At 69.5% G+C, this 18997-nt stretch carries 16 protein-coding genes; 7 read left to right on the forward strand and 9 right to left on the reverse strand.

What is annotated here, in order from left to right:
* Positions 1-4: 4 nt before the first annotated feature.
* From proB to rplU, 4 genes are all read right to left on the reverse strand, one after another.
* The gene (gene proB / locus IWX89_RS04900; protein ID WP_196902460.1) at positions 5-814 is read right to left on the reverse strand and encodes a glutamate 5-kinase; all 810 of its coding nucleotides are present in this window, start codon (positions 812-814) and stop codon (positions 5-7) included.
* Positions 811-2388, reverse strand: coding sequence for a GTPase ObgE (gene obgE / locus IWX89_RS04905; protein WP_196902461.1), 1578 nt, complete (start codon positions 2386-2388; stop codon positions 811-813). The genes proB and obgE overlap by 4 nt, the downstream gene beginning before the upstream one ends.
* Before the next feature lie 77 nt (positions 2389-2465).
* Positions 2466-2723, reverse strand: a complete 258-nt coding sequence (gene rpmA, locus IWX89_RS04910) for a 50S ribosomal protein L27 (RefSeq protein WP_134507497.1) — start codon at positions 2721-2723, stop codon at positions 2466-2468.
* Positions 2724-2742: 19 nt separating this feature from the next.
* A complete protein-coding gene (rplU, locus tag IWX89_RS04915) occupies positions 2743-3051 on the reverse strand; it encodes a 50S ribosomal protein L21 (protein WP_134447928.1) in 309 nt (102 codons plus the stop codon).
* A gap of 198 nt (positions 3052-3249) precedes the next feature.
* Here rplU and IWX89_RS04920 point away from each other — a divergent pair, with 198 nt between their 5' ends.
* Positions 3250-3540: a DUF4031 domain-containing protein gene (locus tag IWX89_RS04920; protein WP_196902462.1), complete on the forward strand. Its 291-nt coding sequence runs from the start codon at positions 3250-3252 to the stop codon at positions 3538-3540.
* A 102-nt stretch (positions 3541-3642) separates the two neighbouring features.
* Here the strand turns inward: IWX89_RS04920 and IWX89_RS04925 are convergent, their stop codons facing one another.
* The gene (locus IWX89_RS04925) at positions 3643-6318 is read right to left on the reverse strand and encodes an Rne/Rng family ribonuclease (RefSeq protein WP_231382934.1); all 2676 of its coding nucleotides are present in this window, start codon (positions 6316-6318) and stop codon (positions 3643-3645) included.
* Positions 6319-6598: 280 nt separating this feature from the next.
* On the opposite strand from IWX89_RS04925, the gene IWX89_RS04930 reads away from it, so the two are divergent.
* A complete protein-coding gene (locus tag IWX89_RS04930; protein WP_307836427.1) occupies positions 6599-7198 on the forward strand; it encodes a vitamin K epoxide reductase family protein in 600 nt (199 codons plus the stop codon).
* Positions 7199-7315: 117 nt separating this feature from the next.
* Positions 7316-7726, forward strand: coding sequence for a PLD nuclease N-terminal domain-containing protein (locus tag IWX89_RS04935; RefSeq protein WP_231382917.1), 411 nt, complete (start codon positions 7316-7318; stop codon positions 7724-7726).
* A gap of 24 nt (positions 7727-7750) precedes the next feature.
* Here IWX89_RS04935 and ndk read toward each other — a convergent pair whose 3' ends face one another.
* Genes ndk through ileS form a run of 4 tightly spaced genes read right to left on the reverse strand, consistent with a single transcriptional unit; the run spans position 7751 to position 13317 of the window.
* On the reverse strand, positions 7751-8173 hold the full coding sequence (ndk, locus tag IWX89_RS04940; RefSeq protein ID WP_134507492.1) for a nucleoside-diphosphate kinase: 423 nt from the start codon (positions 8171-8173) through the stop codon (positions 7751-7753).
* Positions 8170-8508 (reverse strand): DUF4233 domain-containing protein, encoded by a 339-nt coding sequence (locus IWX89_RS04945; protein ID WP_196902465.1) that lies wholly within the window; start codon positions 8506-8508, stop codon positions 8170-8172. The genes ndk and IWX89_RS04945 overlap by 4 nt, the downstream gene beginning before the upstream one ends.
* On the reverse strand, positions 8505-9881 hold the full coding sequence (locus IWX89_RS04950; RefSeq protein ID WP_196902466.1) for a folylpolyglutamate synthase/dihydrofolate synthase family protein: 1377 nt from the start codon (positions 9879-9881) through the stop codon (positions 8505-8507). Before IWX89_RS04950 ends, IWX89_RS04945 begins: the two co-directional genes overlap by 4 nt.
* The gene (gene ileS / locus IWX89_RS04955; RefSeq protein ID WP_196902467.1) at positions 9874-13317 is read right to left on the reverse strand and encodes an isoleucine--tRNA ligase; all 3444 of its coding nucleotides are present in this window, start codon (positions 13315-13317) and stop codon (positions 9874-9876) included. Before ileS ends, IWX89_RS04950 begins: the two co-directional genes overlap by 8 nt.
* A gap of 380 nt (positions 13318-13697) precedes the next feature.
* Between ileS and IWX89_RS04960 the strand changes: the two genes are divergently transcribed.
* From IWX89_RS04960 to IWX89_RS04975, 4 genes are all read left to right on the forward strand, one after another.
* Positions 13698-15350, forward strand: a complete 1653-nt coding sequence (locus tag IWX89_RS04960) for an ABC transporter substrate-binding protein (protein ID WP_196902468.1) — start codon at positions 13698-13700, stop codon at positions 15348-15350.
* A 92-nt stretch (positions 15351-15442) separates the two neighbouring features.
* Positions 15443-16369, forward strand: a complete 927-nt coding sequence (locus IWX89_RS04965) for an ABC transporter permease (RefSeq protein ID WP_196902657.1) — start codon at positions 15443-15445, stop codon at positions 16367-16369.
* On the forward strand, positions 16366-17229 hold the full coding sequence (locus tag IWX89_RS04970) for an ABC transporter permease (RefSeq protein ID WP_196902469.1): 864 nt from the start codon (positions 16366-16368) through the stop codon (positions 17227-17229). The genes IWX89_RS04965 and IWX89_RS04970 overlap by 4 nt, the downstream gene beginning before the upstream one ends.
* Positions 17226-18920, forward strand: coding sequence for an ABC transporter ATP-binding protein (locus IWX89_RS04975; RefSeq protein ID WP_196902470.1), 1695 nt, complete (start codon positions 17226-17228; stop codon positions 18918-18920). Before IWX89_RS04970 ends, IWX89_RS04975 begins: the two co-directional genes overlap by 4 nt.
* Positions 18921-18997 lie beyond the last annotated feature (77 nt).

The following is an 18997-nucleotide window of genomic DNA, read 5'->3' on the forward strand; positions in this document are numbered from 1 at the left end:
CGGGTCACAGGAGCGCGCGCCCCGGCGCCGTGGGCATCGGCTCGAACCAGGTGCCAACCTCTTCGCCGCGGAGGGCGTCCGCGGCGAGCCCGGTCGCGGTCACGAGCACCGCGGTGCCGGCGGACGCGGCCAGCCGGGCCGCCTTCACCTTGGTGCTGGCGCCGCCGGTTCCGACGCCGCCGGCCGCCTTGGTCGCCCCGAATTCCATGCCGGCGAGTTCCTCGTCGAAACCGATGTGATCGATCCGTTCGGCGCCGGGCAGGTGCGGGGGCTTGGTGTAGAGCGAGTCGACGTCGCTGAGCAGCAGCAGCAGGTCGGCCCGGATGAGCACCGACAGCATGGCCGCGAGGCGGTCGTTGTCACCGAACCGCAGACCGTAGGTTGCCACGGTGTCGTTCTCGTTGACGATCGGCATGATCCGGAGGTCGAGGAGCCGGTTCACCGCACGGCGGGTGTTGCTGCGGTGCGGCTCGTTGAGGAGGTCTCCCTCAGTGAGCAGCACCTGCCCCGCGGCGATGCCGTGCCGGTCCAGGGTCTCCTGGTAGCGGGCGGTCAGCACGTTCTGCCCCACGGAGGCGGCCGCCTGCTGGGTGGCCAGGTCGCTCGGCCGCCCGTCGAGGTTCAGATAGCTCATCCCGCTCGCGACGGCCCCGGAGGACACCAGGACCACCTCGACGCCGCGCCCGTGCGTTTCCGCGAGGGCTTCGATCAGCGGTGCGATCTGGTCGGCGTTGTCACCGCTGATCGAGGAGGAACCGACCTTCACCACGATCCGCCGTGCGGAGGAGACCTGGGCGCGCGCTCTGGCGCTCATTCGGACTCGCCTTCCTGCTTTCCCTTCACCGGGATTGAACCGTCGCCGGTCACGTCGCCGTTGAATTCCTCTTCGCCGGTGGACCACATGCCGGCCTCGCGTTCGCGGATGAGTTCGGCGCGGGCAGCCGCCTTGGCGTCCATCCGCCCGAAGTACTCCTCGCGACGCTCGTTGCTCGTGCGGCGCTTGGAGTCGTCGAGCCGGGTATCCGTTCCGCGGGGCGCGGTGATCAGTTCGGCCGTGGACGTGAGCGTGGGCTCCCAGTCGAAGACGACTCCGTTGCCGGGGCCGATGATGACCGTCGACCCGGCGATGGCGCCGGCCTTGAACAGTTCGTTCTCGATCCCGAGCTTGGCCAGCCGGTCCGCGAGGAAACCGACCGCTTCATCGTTGGTGAAGTCGGTCTGCTGCACCCAGCGTTCGGGCTTGGTGCCGATGATCCGGTAGATGTTGCCGAATGAACCACCCTCGACCTTGACGACGAAACCGCTGTCGTCGACGGCCTTGGGACGGATGACGATGCGCGGCTTGGCGGCCTGCGTCGCGGCGGCTTCGACCCGTCCGGCTTCGACGACCTCGGCCAGGGCGTAGTTGAGCGCGCGGAGGCCCTCGTGGCTGACCGTGGAGATCTCGAACACGCGGTATCCGCGCGCTTCGAGGTCGCCCTTGACGAAGTCCGCGAGTTCGCGGGCCTCCGGCACGTCGATCTTGTTCAGCGCGATGAGCTGCGGCCGGTCGAGCAGCGGCTTCTGGCCTTCGGGGACCGGGTAGGCCGCCAGCTCGCCGAGGATGACGTCGAGGTCGCTGAGCGGGTCGCGGTCGGGGTCGAGGGTGGCGCAGTCGAGGATGTGCAGCAGGGCGGTGCAGCGCTCGACGTGGCGCAGGAACTCGAGCCCGAGCCCCTTGCCCTCGCTGGCACCCTCGATCAGGCCGGGAACGTCGGCGACGGTGTACCGCACCTCGCCGGCGTCGACGACGCCGAGGTTCGGGTGCAGGGTGGTGAAGGGGTAGTCGGCGATCTTGGGACGTGCGGCCGAGATCGCCGCGATCAGGCTGGACTTGCCGGCCGACGGGTAGCCGACAAGCGCCACATCCGCCACGGTCTTGAGCTCGAGCTGGATGTCGCCTTCCCAGCCGTAGGTGCCGAGGAGCGCGAAACCGGGCGCCTTGCGTTTGGTCGAGGCGAGGGCGGCATTGCCGAGCCCGCCCTGGCCGCCGGGCGCGACGACGATGCGGAAGCCGGGTTCCGTCATGTCGGCGAGTTCATTGCCCTCGGCGTCCTTGACGACGGTGCCCAGCGGCACGGACAGCTCCATCAGGTCGCTGGCATAGCCGGCACGGTGGTCGCCCATGCCGGGGCCGCCGTTGGAAGAGCTGCGGTGCGGCGAACGGTGGTAGCCGAGCAGCGTGGTCACCTGGGGGTCGGCCACGAGCACGATGTCGCCGCCGTTTCCGCCGTTTCCGCCGTCGGGGCCGGCGAGGGGCTTGAACTTCTCCCGCTTGACGGAGACACAGCCGTTCCCTCCATTGCCCGCTCTCAGGTGCAGCGTGACGTGGTCAACGAACGTGGCCATGGGGTGCCCCTTTCAGGTGGCGAAAACACGTCAGGGCGAGCCAAAGGCCCGCCCTGACGTTCAAGAGTTGTGGATGCCTACGCGGCAGCCACCACGATGTTGACGACCTTGCGGCCGCCCTTGGCGCCGAACTCAACCGAGCCGGACTCCAGGGCGAAGAGCGTGTCGTCTCCACCGCGGCCGACGTTGACGCCGGGGTGGAAGTGCGTGCCGCGCTGACGAACGATGATCTCGCCCGCGCTGACAACCTGACCACCGAAACGCTTCACGCCGAGGCGCTGAGCGTTGGAGTCGCGACCGTTGCGAGTGGAACTCGCACCTTTTTTGTGTGCCATCTGTTCTTCTCCTCAGGCCTTAGGCGATGCCGGTGACCTGAACGCGCGTGAGCTCCTGACGGTGCCCCTGACGCTTCTTGTACCCGGTCTTGTTCTTGAACTTCTGGATGACGATCTTCGGACCACGGAGGTCGTTGAGGACCTCGGCGGTAACCGTGACCTTTGCCAGCGACTTCGAGTCAGAGGTGATCTTGTCGCCGTCGACGAGAAGCACGGCGGCCAGCTCGACGTTGCCGTCCTTATCAGCCTTGATTCGGTCCATCGTGACGATGGTCCCGACCTCTACCTTCTCCTGCCGCCCACCGGCGCGCACAACTGCGTAAACCACGTTACGTACCTAACTCTGGGGAGCCGTGAGGCCCCGATTCCTAAGATGGAAAGTTACTGCGTTGAACGGGCCAAGTCGGCTCGTCGCTGTCAGAAAACCTTGGTGACCGCGCGGGCTCAGGCCCATCGCACACCAACAATCGACTTTAGCTGATCCTCCTGCCCCGGTCAAACCGAACCGGGAACATAGAATCTGGTGATGACCGTATTGATCGACCGTCCGATGTGGCCCGCCCACGGTACCATCTGGTCCCATCTGGTCAGCGACACCTCGCTGGACGAATTGCACGCCTTCGCGGCCGCCAACGAGATCCCCCGGCGCGGATTCGACCTTGACCACTATGACGTGCCCGAGCACCTCTACGGCGTCCTGGTGGCCGCAGGGGCTCATCCGGTCGGCAACCGGGAGCTGGTGCTGCGCCTGCGGGCCAGCGGGCTCAGAGTGACGGCCAGGGAGCGCGCGACCCGTCAGGAGCACTCTGGCTCCTAGCCGGCGGCGCCCCGCCCCCGCGCACCGCAGCCGTTAACGAGAGGCGACCGATGAAGGCCGGGCCGAAGCCGTGTCCTCCATCGGTCGCCTGGGGCGGAATCGCTACTGCTGAGCGCCGTGCCCGGGGGTCACGATGGGCTGCACCGTGGCGGTCGAGCCGCCGGCGGTGGTGACGCGGCGGCTGCGCGAACGACCCTGGCCGGGCTGTTTCGGCTCGGGGAGAGCCTCGAGCACGGAGTCGAGGAGCTGGTCGGTGACCTGCTTGCTGACCGTGCGCCGGCTGCGCGGGGACTTCTTCACCGGGATGTCGAGGATTGCCACCGACTCCGAGGCGTCGTCGATCAGGGGCACGGATGCCGCCGCCTCCACTTCGCCGACCGTGACCGGGGCAGACGTCGCCGTCTCGGTCGTCGCCGTCTCGGTCGTCGCAGTCTCGGTCGTCGCAGTCTCGGTCGCTTGCGTCCCGACCGCCGCCGCGTCGACCGCCGCCGCGATCGGGTTGGCCTCGATGGCCGGGACGACCGCGATGGAACCGGTCAGCGAGCGGGTGATGGTGCGTGCCGCGATCAGCGCGAGGGCGTGCTTGGCGTCCTCGGTGATCCCGTGCGTGCCGACAGTTGACTTGACCGGCTCCGACTGCTGCGCGCCGGCGCCGCGGTGACCGTTGTCGCCGCCCCGGTGGCCGTTGTCGCCGCCGCGGCTGCCAGTGTCCCCGTTACCGCCGTTGCCGCCGGATTTGCTGCGCGGGCGACGTTCCATGGCGGGCTGCGCCGTCTGGCGGTGCTTGACGACCGGGTCGTGGTGGATGATGATTCCCCGGCCGGCGCAGGCTTCACAGTTCTCGCTGAACGATTCGAGCAGTCCGAGGCCGAGCTTCTTGCGGGTCATCTGCACGAGGCCCAGCGAGGTGACTTCGGCCACCTGGTGCTTGGTGCGGTCACGGCTGAGGCATTCGAGCATCCGCCGGAGCACGAGGTCCCGGTTGGTCTCGAGCACCATGTCGATGAAGTCGACGACGATGATGCCGCCGATGTCGCGCAGGCGCAGCTGGCGCACGATCTCCTCGGCCGCTTCGAGGTTGTTCTTGGTGACGGTCTCTTCGAGGTTTCCGCCGGAGCCGACGAACTTGCCCGTGTTGACGTCGACGACCGTCATGGCTTCGGTGCGGTCGATCACGAGGGATCCGCCCGACGGCAGCCAGACCTTGCGGTCGAGGGCCTTCTCGATCTGCTCGGAGATGCGGTATTCGTCGAAGGCGTCGACGTCGCCCTCGTAACGCTCGACGCGCTCGACCAGGTCGGGGGCCACCTGGCGCAGGTAGGCCTCGATGACCTCGCGCGAGTCGTCGCCGGAGATGACCATCTTCTGGAAGTCCTCGTTGAAGACATCCCGCACGATCTTGATCAGCAGGTCGGGCTCGCTGTGCAGCAGGGCCGGCGCCTGGACCGTGTCGACCTGCTTGGCGATGGACGCCCACTGGGTGGTGAGACGGTTCACGTCGAGGGTGAGCTGCTCGTCGGTGGCACCCTCGGCAGCGGTGCGCACGATGACGCCGACGTTGTCGGGGAGAACCTCCTTGAGGATCTTCTTCAGCCGGGCGCGCTCGGTGTCGGGCAGCTTGCGGCTGATCCCGTTCATCGAACCGTTGGGCACGTAGACGAGGTAGCGGCCCGGCAGCGAGACCTGGCTGGTCAGGCGCGCGCCCTTGTGGCCGATCGGGTCCTTGGTCACCTGGACGAGCACCTTGTCGCCCGGCTTCAGCGCGAGTTCGATCCGGCGGGCCTGGCTGCTGTTGCCCGAGCTCTCGGCGGCGGCATCCCAGTCGACCTCGCCGGAGTACAACACGGCGTTGCGGCCGCGGCCGATGTCGACGAACGCGGCTTCCATGCTGGGGAGCACGTTCTGCACGCGGCCGAGGTAGACGTTGCCGATCAGTGAGGCATCCTGGTTCTTCGCCACGTAGTGCTCGACGAGAACGCCGTCTTCGAGGACGCCGATCTGAATCTTGTTGTGCTTGGCGCGCACGACCATGACCCGGTCGACGGCCTCACGGCGGGCGAGGAACTCGGCCTCCGTGATCACGGGGCGGCGGCGGCCTGCATCGCGGCCATCGCGGCGGCGCTGCTTCTTGGCCTCGAGCCGGGTGGATCCCTTGATCCGCTGGGGCTCGGTGATCAGTTCGGGTTCGCGCGGGGTGCGCACCCGCACGACGGTGTTCGCCGGGTCGTCTGAGCCGGAGCGCCCTTCGTCGCCGGTGCGGCGGCGGGCCCGGCGGCGCACGGTCGACGCTTCATCGCCGTCGTCGTCCTGGTCCTGGCGGTAACCGTCCTGGCGGAGGTTGTCCTGGCGGAAGCCGTCCTGGCGGGCGGTGCCCTGGCGCGCAGCGGTGCGGGCCGGGAGCGGGAGGATGTTCGGTGCCTGGAAGAGGAGAGAAGTCGACGGGCGTCGCACCTCGGGCTGCTCGACGGGCGGGGTGGTGAGGTCCACGGTGGGTTCCTGTTCCGCTGGGGTCTGGGGCTGGGCCTCGAAAGCGGAGTTCGATTCGGCCGGCTCATCGGTGGTGGTCGCGGCGCTCGTCCGCGCCGTGCTGGTCCTGGTCGCGCGGGTCGTCGAGGCCGTTGCCGGCGCCGCCGCCTCAGGGGGCTGCACGGCATCCGTCACGGCGGGCTGTGGCTCTGCGGCCACTTCCGGCGTGGTCGGCGCGGCCGCGGATGCCCGTCGGGTCCTGCGACCGCCGAACAATCCCTTGCGCTTCTTGATTTCGTTGTCTTCCACCATCACTGGTGCGCTCCTTGACCGGTTTTGGGCGACCGCGCCACCCATCCGGCTACTCTCTCGTGCGAGGTTTTTGCTTGCGCAAAAGCCCCGGGAATCCTCTTCGTTCGCAACCGGCTCTTGGCTCTGGCTGCTAATACCTTTGGTCGTGGGACCAATGAATCTGGGCTTTCGCTGCCCATTAGGCCTTCTCTGGCATCGGCTTGAGCGCGGCTCAAGCGACTTCTTCGATTATCGCATGCATTCTCAGGAAGACGCGCGAGGCGCATGGCATAATCCGAGGGTGCCCCAGCCCGAGACGTCCAAGCGCCCCGTCGGGCTCGCAATCTTCCTCATCATCGGCGGTTTGATCGCCCTGACCGCGGCCTTCCTACTCACCCTCGACAAGATCCACATCCTCGAGGACCCCCAGGCCCAGCTCTCCTGCAACTTCAGTGTGCTCGTGGGCTGCAGCACCAACCTGGGCTCGTGGCAGGGCGCGATCTTCGGCTTCCCGAACCCGCTGATCGGCCTGATCGGCTGGACCGTCGTGATCACGATCGGGGCCGGCATCCTCGCCGGAGCCCGGTTCGCCCGCTGGTTCTGGATCGGTCTCAACGTGGGAGTCACCGGCGCGATCGCCCTGGTGGTCTGGCTGATGGGCCAGAGCTTCTTCGTGCTCGACGTGCTCTGCCCGTGGTGCATGGTGACCTGGGTCGTGACCATTCCGGTCTTCCTCGCGGTCACGCTGCACAACCTCACGGAGGGAAACCTGCCAGCCCCTGCCGCTGTGCGTCGCCTCGCCTCCGGCGCCTATTCCTGGATAGTCGTGATCACGATCGGCTGCTATCTCGTCGCCGCGGCCATCGCCCAGGTGCAGATGGACTTCCTGCACCGGCTCTGACCTGCCTCGAACCTCCCGGCCTGCCTTGCGTCGTGGTGAGACGGACTCAATTCGACCCCTGATCAACGCGCAAAATCGACCCCCGATCACCGCGTCCGGGTCACTAGACTGTCGCCCATGTACATGCTGATCTCCGCGGTGTTCTTCCTGCTGCTGCTCGGTGCGCTCATCGACATCATCACCAGGCAGGACGGCCAGGTTCAGCATCTGCCGAAGCTGGTGTGGATCATGATCGTCATCCTGCTTCCGGTGATCGGCAGCATCCTCTGGTTCGCCGTCGGGCGGGAGTACGCGGCTCCGATCGATCGGGGCACGTTCGGCGACCCCCGCCGGAGCCAGGCACGACCCTCCCGGCCGGGCGAACCCCGACCGGGAGAACCCTCACGCGGGAAGTACAGCGGTGGTTCGAGCCGCTCCACAGAGGACGAGCTGGCCGACCTCGAACGGGAGATCGAGTTCCACGCGGAGGCGGCCAGGATCCGGACCCTCGAAGCCGAGATCGAGGCCCGGCGGAAGAGCCTGGAGTAGCTCCGCGGTCAATCGAAAGAGCGGTCAGTCGAACCAGAGGGCCAGCTCGCGGGCGGCGGACTCGGGCGAGTCGGAGCCGTGCACGAGGTTCTGCTGCACCTTTCCGCCCCAGTCACGGCCGAGGTCGCCGCGGATGGTGCCGGGTGCCGCGGTGGTCGGGTCGGTCGTCCCGGCGAGGGCGCGGAAGCCCTCGATCACGCGTTCGCCGGCGATCCGGAGGGCGAGGATGGCGCCGCTTTCCATGAATTCGACGAGCGGTTCGAAGAACGGCTTGCCCTCGTGCTCTGCGTAGTGCTGGACGAGCAGCGACCGCTCGGGCTCGACCAGCTTCACGTCGACGAGGGAGTAGCCCTTCGCCTCGATCCGGCGCAGGATCTCGCCGGACAGGTTGCGGGCGACGCCATCCGGCTTGACCAATACAAGGGTTTCTTCGATCTGGGTGCTCATGAGCTCTCCTTCTGGTTGTCTAATCTGGTGCCGACGACCATGCAGTACGTCCACATGGCAGCGAACATTGCGCCAACGAAAAACATCGTGGGGTTGAGGAAACCGGTCGCGAGGACGATGGCCTGGATCGCCCAGCCGGCGTAGTACGACCAGTCGCGGCCGAGCAGGCCGATCACCGCGACCATCGCCAGGCACAGCACCGCTCCCCCGCCGAGCGCGAGCCAGGCCGGGAGCGCGCCGAGGCCGAAGATGACCAGCGCGGCGAGGAAGACGACGATGATCTCGAAGCCCAGCACGATCGAGGCCAGCGACCGTTTCACCGAGCGTCGGGTCACTTCTTCAGCCATTCCCGGGCGTCGGCCAGGGCGATCGCCTCACCGACGAGGGTGATCGACCCGGTGACGATGACGGCGCGCCGCGGGGATTCCTCGGCCCAGTCCCTCGCGGATTCGAGCGCCTGGGCGAGGTCGTCGAAGCGGATGGTGGTGTCGTCCCCGGCCGTGCGCGCCACCAGGTCGGCGAGGTCGTCGACGGGGATGGCCCGCTCCGAGTGCGACGCGGTGACGTGGAAGCGGGTGACGACGGGCTCGAGCGCCGCGATGATCCCCGCCGCGTCCTTGTCGGCCAGGATGCCGACGACGGCGACGATCTCGTCGAAGTCGAAGTAGGCATCCAGCGCCGCGGCGAGGGCGGCCGCGCCGTGCGGGTTGTGCGCGGCATCCACCAGCATGGTCGGGTCGGTGCCGACCAGCTGCAGCCGGCCGGGCGAGGTTGCGGAGGCGAGCCCCTCCTCGACGAGGTCGTAGGCGAGTTCCTGGCTGCCGGCGCCGAGGAACGATTCGACGGCGGCGATCGCGACGGCCGCGTTCTGGGCCTGGTGCGTGCCGTAAAGCGGCAGGAACAGGTCGGAATAGGTGCCGGCCAGGCCGCGCACCGAGATGAGCTGCCCGCCGACGGCGACCTGGCTGGCGAGCAGGGCGAAGTCCTCGCCCTCGCTGGCCAGGGTCGATTCGGTCAGTTCGACCGCGCGTTCGAGTTCGGCCTGCGCCGGCTCGCCCTGCTTCGCCGTGACGACGGATGCCGCGGGCTTGATGATCCCGGACTTGGTGCGGGCGATCTCCGCGATGGTGTCGCCGAGGCGCCTCGTGTGGTCGAGGGCGATCGGCGTGATCACGGCGACCTGCCCGTCGGCGGCGTTCGTGGAGTCCCACTCGCCGCCCATGCCTACCTCGATCACGGCCACGTCGACGGGGGCGTCGGCGAAGCAGGCGAACGCGAGAACGGTGAGCGCCTCGAAGAAGGTGAGCGGTTCGTCGCCGGCGGCGGTGAGCTCGTCGTCGACCATCCGCAGGTAGGGGGCGATGTCGTCCCAGTTCGCGGCGAGGGCCTCGTCCTCGATCGACTCACCGTCGATCACGATGCGCTCGTTGAGCCGCACGAGGTGCGGGCTGATCAGCAGTCCGGTGCGCAGGCCGTAGGCGCGGAGGAGGCTCTCGGCGATCCGGCTGGTGCTGGTCTTGCCGTTGGTGCCGGTGATGTGGATGATCGGGTACACGGTCTGCGGGTCGCCGAGCAGTTCGAGGGCGCGCCTGGTCGGTTCGAGGCGGGGCCGCGGCGATCCTTCGCCGACGCGGGCGAGCAGGGCCGCGTACACGGCGTCGCCGGCCTCCCGCGCGGCGTCGCCTTCTGTGGGGCTGGACTTAGACATGGACGAGTCCGTTCTCTCTGGCGACGGCGACGAGCACGGCACCCAGGTTGGCGTACTGCCCCGCTTCGAAGCGCACGTAGTGTTCGACCGGGGCGCCGACCAGATCGCTGAGCCACTCCGACGGCAGGGTCGCGGCCAGCAGCTCGGCGTCGGCATCGCTCGCCCGGTGGGTGGCGAATCGGGTGGTCAGGGTCTCGGCGGGCACGTCGACGCCGGCGGCGAGGGCGAACGTGGCCGCATCCGCGTCGTCGAAGAAGACCACGTCGAGACGGATGCGGTCGCTCACCTCGAATCCGGCGGACTTGCGGGTGTCCTGCACCGCACGGATCAGGTCCCGGGCGAATCCCTCTGCCTCGAGTTCGGCCGTCGTCGTCGTGTCAAGCAGCACGAATCCGCCGCCCTGCAGCAGGGCGAGCGCGGTCGTGTCGCCGGTCCCGGTGCCCTGGCCCGCGTCGGCGGGCTGGCCGCCGGTCTGCAGCACCAGCTCGTACTCTCCCGGGGCCAGTTCGATCCCGCCGGCGGTGACGATGCCGTCGGTTTCGCTCCAGTCGCCGGCGCGGGCGGCCTTGATCACCTGTTGCACCTGCTTGCCGAGCCGGGGGCCGGCCGCCCGGGCGTTGACGTTGAGCCGGGAGGTGACGCCGTAGGCGGTGGCGCTGTCGGCCGCGAGCTCCACGAGGGACACGTTCTTGACGTTGAGCTCGTCGCGGAGGATGGCCTCGAACGGGGCCATCGCCGGCGTGTCCGTGGTGACCACGGTGAGGTTCGCGAGCGGCAGGCGCACGCGCAGCCCCGCCTGCTTGCGCAGGGAGAGCACGGTGGAACTGATGGTGCGCACCTGGTCCATGGCCGCGACGAGCACGTCGTCGGCGGGGAACAGTTCAGGGTCAGGCCAGTCCTCGAGGTGCACGCTGCGGCCGCCGGTGAGTCCCTGCCAGATGCGCTCGGTGACGAGCGGGAGCAGGGGTGCGGCAACCCGGGTGAGCGTTTCGAGCACGGTGTAGAGGGTGTCGAAGGCCTCGGCGCCGTTGGCTCCCGAGACCGTGGCGCCCGCCCAGAAGCGGTCACGCGAGCGGCGCACGTACCAGTTGGTGAGCACGTCGGCGAAGTCCCGGAGCCGGGCGGACGCGAGGGTGCTGTCCAGGTTCTCCAGGTCTGCGGTGACGTCCGTGATCAGCGCGCGGGTCTTGGCGAGCAGGTACCGGTCGAGCACGTCGGTGGAGTCGGTGCGCCAGCCGGCGTCGTAGCCGTTCTCGCCGGAGGCGTTGGCGTAGAGGGAGAAGAAGTACCAGGTGCTCCAGAGCGGGAGCATCACCTGGCGGGCACCCTCACGGATGCCGTCCTCGGTGACGATGAGGTTGCCGCCGCGCAACACCGAGGAGCTCATCAGGAACCAGCGCATCGCATCCGACCCGTCCCGGTCGAACACCTCGTTCACGTCGGGGTAGTTGCGCAGCGACTTCGACATCTTCTGCCCGTCGTTGCCGAGCACGATGCCGTGGCTGACGACGTTCTTGAACGCCGGCCGGTCGAACAGGGCGACCCCGAGCACGTGCAGCATGTAGAACCAGCCGCGGGTCTGCCCGATGTATTCGACGATGAAGTCGGCCGGGTTGTGGCTGTCGAACCAATCCCGGTTCTCGAACGGGTAGTGCACCTGGGCGAAGGGCATCGAGCCGGAGTCGAACCAGACGTCGAGCACATCCGTGATGCGCCGCATGGTGGACTGGCCGGTCGGGTCGTCGGGGTTCGGCCGGGTGAGCTCGTCGATGTAGGGGCGGTGCAGGTCGGTGGGGCGCACGCCGAAGTCGGCCTCGAGCTCGTCCAGCGAGCCGTAGACGTCGATCCGCGGGTAGTCGGGGTTGTCGCTCTTCCAGACCGGGATCGGCGAGCCGAAGTAGCGGTTGCGGCTGATCGACCAGTCGCGGGCGTTGCCGATCCATTTGCCGAACTGGCCGTCCTTGACGTTCTCCGGGACCCAGTTGATGTCCTGGTTGAGCACTTCCATCCGGTCCCGGAAGTCGGTGACCCGCACGAACCAGCTGGAGACGGCCTTGTAGATGAGGGGGTTGCGGCAGCGCCAGCAGTGCGGGTAGGAGTGCTCGTAGCTGGCCTGGCGGAGCAGGCGCCCCTCGGCGCGGATCAGCTGGGTGAGCGGCTTGTTCGCGTCCGACCAGAGCAGGCCGGCCACCTCGGGCACGTCGGGCAGGAACTTTCCGCCGTCGTCGAGGGAGATGATCACCGGGATGCCCGCGGCCTCGCAGATCCGCTGGTCCTCTTCACCGTAGGCCGGGGCCTGGTGCACGATGCCGGTGCCGTCCGCGGTGGTGACGTAGTCCGCCACGACGATGGTCCAGGCGTTCCCGGTGCCCCACACCGCGGTGTCCGCGTAGTAGTCGAAGAGCCGGTCGTAGGAGACGCCCTCGAGGTCGCTGCCGAGCACGGTGCGGGCGATCGCCGCGGTCGCGTCGGCCGCGGACTCGTAGCCGAGGTCCTTGGCGTAGTTGCCGACGAGGTCGATCGCGATCAGGTACTCGGCGCCGAGCACCTCGGCCGCGGCATCCGTTCGCCCGGACTCCTCGCGGAGCACGGTGGCATCCGGGGTGCCGTTCGGGCCGGCCGGCACGACGGCGTAGACGATCTGCGGGCCGACGGCGAGCGCGAGGTTGGTCGGCAGGGTCCACGGGGTCGTCGTCCACGCCAGCGCGCGCACGGCGGTGAGGCCGAGCGCCTCCGCCTTCGCCCCGACGAGCGGGAAGGTGACCGTGACCGTCTGGTCCTGGCGCATCTTGTAGACGTCGTCGTCCATCCGCAGTTCATGGTTGGACAGCGGGGTCTGGTCGCGCCAGCAGTAGGGCAGCACCCGGTAGCCCTCGTAGGCGAGGCCCTTGTCGTGCAGCCGCTTGAAGGCCCAGATCACGGATTCCATGAAGGTGATGTCGAGGGTCTTGTAGTCGTTCTCGAAGTCGACCCAGCGGGCCTGGCGGGTGACGTACTCCTCCCACACCTTGGTGTACTTGAGCACGGAGCTGCGGGCGACGGCGTTGAAGGCGCCGATGCCCATCTTCTCGATCTCACTCTTGTCGACGATGCCGAGTTCCCGCTCGGCCTCGAGCTCGGCCGGAAGCCCGTGGGTGTCCCAGCCGAACCGGCGGTGCACCTGCTTGCCGCGCATGGTCTGGAAACGCGGGAACAGGTCCTTCGCGTACCCGGTCAGGAGGTGGCCGTAGTGCGGCAGGCCGTTTGCGAACGGCGGGCCGTCATAGAAGACCCACTCCGGCGCGCCCTCCCGGTTGTCGATCGACGCCTGGAAGGTGGCGTCGTCCTTCCAGAACGAGAGCACCTCGGTTTCGAGCTGGGGAAAGTTCGGCGACGGCACGATCGAGCCGGGCTGCTTGTCGGCCGAACCTGATTGCTGACCTTGGGGGTACGTCATGCTTCTCCTGGACGAGTCGGGCAGTTTCTGCGTCCTGCGTGAGGCAGGCCTGCCCTGTTCCACGAGGACGCCGACTCCGAAAGGGATCCGCCGCGGTACCACCTCGCTTGCCGCCCGGGTGAACGGGCGACCGCTTGTTCAGAGGCTGTGACGGGCCCGACCCGTTCGGTTCTACCAGGCCCCGGAGGGCCGTTCTTCCGAAGACTCACCGGTGATGGCCGGATCATAGTCATGCGTCGACAATTCTAGCCTGCCGCATACGCCGGGTGGAATTCCCGGCCGCCACCGGATGTTTTACGATGGGACAGTGGCGGCCCACCACGGGGCCGCTCCCCGACCAGCACACTCGGCCGTTCCCTGCCGTGGAAAGAGATCACCTCATGCATTCCTCGGTCCATTCACACCGTCCGGCCGTCATCGGGGCCGTCCTGGCCGCCGCCCTCCTCCTCACCTCGTGCGCGGCCTCCCCCGGCGCCGACGCCGGCAGCACCCCGGTGAAGGGCGGCACGCTCAGTTACGCGTCGGGAGACGCCGAACCGACCTGCCTGGACCCGCACGTCGGCGGCAACTACCCGCAGGCCCTGCTCAGCACGCAGTTCCTGGAGTCGCTGGTCTCCCGGGACTCCAACGGCCAGATCATCCCGTGGCTGGCGAAGTCCTGGACGGAGAGCCCCGACGGGCTCGTCTGGGAGTTCACCCTCACCGACGGCGTGACGTTCACGGATGGGACCCCGCTCGACGCGGCCGCCGTGCAGGCCAACGTGGCGCACCTGCAAGACCCGAAGACCGGTTCCTCGACCGGCTATCTGGCGCTGGCGAAGGTCGCGAGCACCGAGGCCGTCTCGGCGAACGTGGTGAGATTCACCCTGAGCGAACCGGACAGCGCCCTCCTCGAATCGCTGACCCAGCCGTGGCTGGCGATCGAGTCCCCGACGGGCCTGGCCCGGGGCATGGACGAGAACTGCGCGGCCCCGGTCGGCACCGGCCCGTTCACGGTGGAGAGCTGGGAGAAGCAGGACTCGGTCGTGCTCGTGCGCAACGCCGGCTACACGTCGCCGCCCGCCGACGCCGACCACACCGGCCCGGCCTACCTGGCCATGATCATCTGGCGGTTCATCCCCGACTCGGCGTCGCGGTTCGCGGCCCTGCAGGCCGGTGACGTCGACGTGATCGACAACGCCCAGCCCGACACGATCGTGCAGGCGGAGAAGGGCGACACGATCACCCACCTCGACGCGCCCCGGCCCGGCGCCTCGAACCGGATCGAACTGAACTCGTCCCGGCCGCCGTTCAACGACGCGCTCGTGCGGGAGGCCTTCATCCGCTCGGCCAACGTCGACGATGCCGTCAGCAGCCTCTTCCAGGGCACCGCCAAACGGTCGTACTCGGCCCTCTCCAGCGTGGAGGCCACCGCCCTCCAGCGGCCTGACCTCTTCGGCTACGACGCCAAGGCTGCGGGCAAGCTGCTCGACTCCGCCGGCTGGACGGCCCGCGACTCGGCCGGCTACCGGGTGAAGGACGGCGCACGCCTGACCGTGCAGTTCCCGGTGAGCACGAACCAGTCCATCCCCGCCGAACAGTCGCTGTTCGAGCAGATCCAGGCGACCGCGAAGAAGACCGGCTTCGACGTGGTGCTCACCCCGATGGACCTCTCCAGCTGGTACACGGCGCTCGGCGAGAACGGCTACGACGCCGTCAGCGCCCCGTACACCAAGGTCGGTCCTGACGTGCTGCGCATCCTCTTCGACTCCGCCGGCATCGTCCCTGCCCCCAGCGGCTACTTCGCCAACCACGCGCAGGTGAACGACCCCGAGGTGGACGCGCTGCTCGCCGAGGCCGCCACCGTGACGGATGCCGGCAAGCGCGCCGCCCTCTACACGGACGTTCAGAACAAGGTTCTGGAGGGCTTCTACATCCTGCCGCTCTACGACCAGCAGAACCACTACCTGCTGAGCTCCCGCGTCTCCGGGGCCCGCGCGATGCCGACCGTGTCGACTCCCACGTTCTACGACGCCTGGCTCCCCGCCGAGTGACCGACGCGGCGGCGGGTTCGCTGCGGCCGGACGGGGCACCGCGCTCCGCCCGGCCGGTTCGGGCACGCTCGCGGGTCGCTCTCCGCCGCACGCTGCCCGGCATCCTCGCCGCCCGCCTGGCCGGGGCGGTGTTCGTGCTCTGGGCCGTGGCCACGATCACCTTCTTCGCCATCAGGCTGATCCCCGGCGACCCGGCCGAGGCCATCCTGGGCGGTCCGGGCTCGCAGACGTCACCGGAGGCACTGGCCGCGGTGCGCGCCCGCTACGGTCTCGACCAGCCCGTCGTCGTCCAGTACCTGGCCCAGTTGGGCCGGCTGGCGACCGGAGACCTCGGCCGGTCCTACGCGCTCAGGCAGGATGTCGCCCCGCTGCTGGTCGGCCAGCTCGGCGGGACCCTGCTGCTGGCGGCGCTCGCGCTCGTCGTCGCCTGGCTGTTCGCGCTCGTGCTCGCCACCTGGTCGACCCGCGGCGGGCGTTTCGCCTGGTATCTCGGCTCCGGACTGGAGATCGTCGCGGCGGCGCTGCCCCACTTCTGGCTGGCCACCGCGCTGATCGTGCTGTTCAGCGTCTGGCTGGGCTGGTTGCCGCCGATCAGCACCCCCGGCCCGGCCGGCCTCGTACTGCCGGTGCTCACCCTCGCCATCCCCCTGGCCGGGTTCCTCGGCCAGGTCATGCGCGAGTCCCTGCTCACCGCCCTCGAGTCACCGTTCGTGCTCTCGGCGAGGGCCCGCGGCGAGGGCGATCGTGGTGTGCGCTGGATCCATGCCCTCCGGCACGCGTCTCTGCCGGCGATCAGTCTCTCCGGCTGGGCCTTCGGCTCCCTGATCAGCGGCGCCGTCGTGGTGGAGACCATCTTCGCCCGGCCCGGCCTGGGCCGCACCATGCTCAACGCGGTCACCGTGCGCGACGTGCCCGTGGTGATCGGGGTGGTGATGATCGTCGCCGTCGGATACATCCTGATGACCGTCGTCACCGACCTGGCCCAGTGGATCGCCGACCCGCGATTGCGCCGGCGATGAGCGACCTCGAGGTCCAGGCCGACCTCGGCCGCCAGGCGCGGGCGCGGGAGCCGCGCCGACGCCGGCTCGGTGTCGCCGAGGCCCTCGCCGCCGCGTGCGCGCTGTTCCTCCTCGTGGCCGCGGTCGCGCCCTCCGTTCTCGCGCCCGGCGACCCGCTCGCGATCGACCCGTTGTCGGCCTTCCAGCCGCCGAATCTCGCGCACTGGTTCGGCACCGACGAGTCCGGCCGGGACATCTTCACCCGGGTCAGCCACGGCACCGGAGGCTCCCTGATGATCGGCATCCTGGCCACAGCGATCGGCCTCGGCCTCGGGATCGTGCTCGGAACCATGGCCGGGATGCTCGGCCGGGTCGTCGACTTCACCGTCAATCGGTTCCTCGAGGTGCTGTTCGCGTTCCCCGGCCTGCTGCTGGCCCTGCTCGTCATCCTGGTCTTCGGGCCCGGAGCACAGACGGCGACCGTGGCGGTGGGGCTGGCGACGGCGCCCGGCTATGCCCGCATCATCCGGGCCCAGCTGATCTCGGTGCGGTCGTCGGCGTTCGTGGAGGCGGCCACCGTGCTCGGCCGCGGCCGCTGGCAGATCCTGCTGCGGCACATCCTGCCGAACACCCTGGCGCCGCTGTTCGTGCTGGGCACCCTCGGCATCGGACAGGCCGTGGTCTGGGCGTCGGCCCTGAGCTACCTCGGGCTCGGCGCGGCCCCGCCCGCCGCCGAATGGGGTGCCATGCTCTCGGCCGGGCGCACCTACATCACGTCGGCCTGGTGGATGGCCTTCTTCCCCGGGCTGTTCATCGTGCTCACCGCGGTCACCGCGACGAGCCTGGGCCGCGCCCTCGAACGACGATTGAGGCACGCATGAGCCAGGGCACCGGTCCCGCCGCCCGCCGTGCGGCGGTGACCCCGCCGCTCGTCTCCCTGCTCCGCGTGCGGGACCTCGCGGTGGGGTTCGGCGCGCAGCCGGGGACGGACCCGGTCGTCGCCGGGGTCTCCTTCGACATCGCCCCCGGCGAGTGCCTGGCCCTGGTCGGCGAGTCCGGCTCCGGCAAAAGCGTCACCGCCCGGAGCCTGATCGGCCTGGCCGGCAACGACGCCTGGCTGCAAGCCACTGAGCTGGAGATCAACGGCGACGACGTGCTCGGCCTCACCGACGCGCAGTGGCGGCGGCGGCGCGGCCGGGACGTCGGCCTGGTGCTGCAGGACGCGCTCGTCTCCCTCGACCCGTTGCGGCCGATCGGCCGCGAGATCGCCGATTCGCTCCGGCTGCACACCACCCTCGACCGCGCGGCGCGGCGGGCCAGGGTGGAGGAGGTGCTCGAGCGGGTGGGGCTGCCCGACGGCCGCACCCGGGTGAGGCAGCGTGCGGGCGAACTGTCCGGCGGGCAGCGCCAGCGCGCCCTGATCGCCGCCGCGATCGCTCTCGACCCTCCCCTGCTACTGATCGACGAGCCGACCACCGCCCTCGACGTGACGGTGCAGGCGCAGATCCTCGACCTCCTGGAGAGCCTCAAGCGCCACGGGACGGCCATCCTGCTGATCAGTCACGACCTCGCCGTGGTGAGCCGGATCGCCGACCGGATCGCCGTGATGAGCGCCGGTCAGATCGTGGAACAGGGGCCGGCTGCGCGCCTGCTCGCCTCGCCGCGGCAGGAGCAGACCCGGCGGATGATCGCCGCCATTCCGATCGACAAGCCGCGCGGCACCCGCCTGGCCTCCCCCGGCGACCGGGCGGATGCCCCGGCCCCCGCCCCGGCTCCGGGCGAGGTCGTGCTGGAGGCGTCAGGACTCGTCAAGACCTTCCGGCGGCCGGACGGCAGCGAGCAGCGGGCGGTGGACGGGGTCTCCTTCCGGCTCCTCCGCGGCACCACCCTCGGCCTGGTCGGCGAGTCCGGTTCGGGCAAGACCACGACGGCGCGCCTGCTGCTGGCACTCAGCCGGCCGGATGCGGGTGAGGTGCGGGTGCTCGGCCGCCCGTTCAGCGCCGCCACCGAGCGGCAGCGGCGGCGCCTGCGCCCGGAGCTCGGCGCGATCTACCAGGATGCCCTCAGTTCCTTCGACCCTCGGCTGAGCGTCGACGCGGTGCTGCGCGACGCCGTGCGGGGCGCGCGCCACACCGCTCGCCCGGGCGCGGCGCCCGGCAACGCCGCCCGCGACCGGGCCAGGGTGCTCGAGCTGCTCGACCAGGTGTCGCTTCCGGCGACGCTCCTCAGCCGGCGCCCGCTGTCGCTCTCCGGCGGCCAGCGCCAGCGGGTCGGCATTGCGCGGGCGCTGGCCTCGGAGCCGCAGATCCTGGTCTGCGACGAGCCGGTGTCGTCCCTCGACGTGACGGTGCAGGCCCAGGTACTCGATCTCCTCGACGAACTCCAGCGCGAGCGGGGACTCAGCCTGCTCCTCATCTCCCACGACCTCGGGGTGATCCGGCATGCCCGCGACCAGGTCGCGGTGATGCTGGACGGCACGATCGTGGAGACCGGGGACACGGAGCAGGTTTTCGGGGCGCCACGGCATCCGTACACGCAGGCCCTGCTCGCCGCGGTCCCCCGCCTGGGCTGAGCCGGAGGCCGCACGCGAGGCTCGAACACCGCCGGAATCGGCGGGGAACAGGGCATCCGGTAGATTGGGTGAGGCCC

Origin of the sequence: Cryobacterium sp. MP_M3 (assembly GCF_015752155.1) — a bacterium.
In the GTDB taxonomy this organism is placed as follows: domain Bacteria; phylum Actinomycetota; class Actinomycetes; order Actinomycetales; family Microbacteriaceae; genus Cryobacterium.